General features: G+C 36.4%; 1 protein-coding gene. It reads left to right on the top strand.

Translation table 11 applies throughout. From position 1 onward, the window contains the following. Positions 1–143 precede the first annotated feature (143 nt). Positions 144–1,213: ClC family H(+)/Cl(-) exchange transporter (locus FHL06_RS13575; protein WP_153387172.1), on the top strand; the 1,070-nt coding region annotated here is incomplete at its 3' end.

Here is a 1,213-nt window from a genome sequence, read left to right as displayed (position 1 = left end):
TTTACAACACGTTAGTAAATAATGCCCCACGTTTAGTGACTGATGAGCAAATTATAACTGATATGGAGCTACTTGAAGCTGGGTTCTATCAACCATCACCATCAATTTATGAGGTACCAAAATTAAAGATTTAGGGGAGAATAATGAAAGTAGCTGTTACAGATAATGAAAAGTTAAGACTGACATTAGAGGGAATATTAGTCGGAATAATTTCTGGGATTTTGGTTAGTATGTTTCGTTGGTCTATTGCACACTCTCTAAAGTTTTATCAAGGTCTTTATGTTATGGCACGAAGTAATTCCCTATTAGTTTTGTCGTTATTAGGCTTGATGATCGTTATTGCAATATTCGTTGGTTTATTAGTTAAAAAAGAACCCAATATTTCTGGATCGGGTATTCCTCAAGTTGAGGCACAATTGGGTGGCGAGATGCATCTTAATTGGTGGTCGATTTTGTGGAGAAAATTTGTTGGTGGAATTCTTTGTATTGGACCAGGATTATTTCTTGGTCGTGAAGGTCCATCTATACAAATAGGAGCAGCTGATGGTCAAGGCGTTGGCGATCTAACACATGATAATCGTGGAGTTAATCAACGAGTTTTAATTGCCAGTGGTGCAGCAGCTGGATTATCTGCAGCCTTTAGTGCTCCAATTGCCGGGGCAATGTTTGTTTTGGAGGAAGTTTACCATAACTTTTCACCTTTAGTATGGATTACAGCTTTGGCTAGTGCTGTTAGTTCCAATTTGGTGGCCTTATATGTTTTTGGATTACAACCAGTTTTACAGGTTCCTTATCAATATAGTTTGCCAGTGAAATATTATTGGCATTTAGTAATTTTAGGAATAATCTTAGGTTTGATGGGGCGCGTTTATCAAATTTGTACGTTATCAATGCCTACTTTGTTTGCCAAAACTCGTTTGCCTAGATTTATTCACGGCATTATTCCGTTATTATTGATCGTTCCTTTGGGAATGATGTATACGCAGTTTATTGGTGGCGGGAATGAAGTCATTGTTAATTTGGATAAGTTTAAAGGCGGCTTATTGTTCTTATTAGGCTTATTCTTATTGAGATTTGTCTTTTCAATGTTGTCATATGGTTCTGGTTTACCAGGTGGAATTTTTCTACCAATTTTAAATTTAGGAGCGATTATTGGTGCTATCTATGCTGTTTTAATGAATCAGATGGGATTATTACCGATTTATTTTGAAAG

Origin of the sequence: Companilactobacillus halodurans (assembly GCF_009600985.1) — a bacterium.
In the GTDB taxonomy this organism is placed as follows: domain Bacteria; phylum Bacillota; class Bacilli; order Lactobacillales; family Lactobacillaceae; genus Companilactobacillus; species Companilactobacillus halodurans.
The sequence above is the reverse complement of the archived record's forward strand: the minus strand, read 5'-3'. Positions and strand labels throughout refer to the sequence as shown.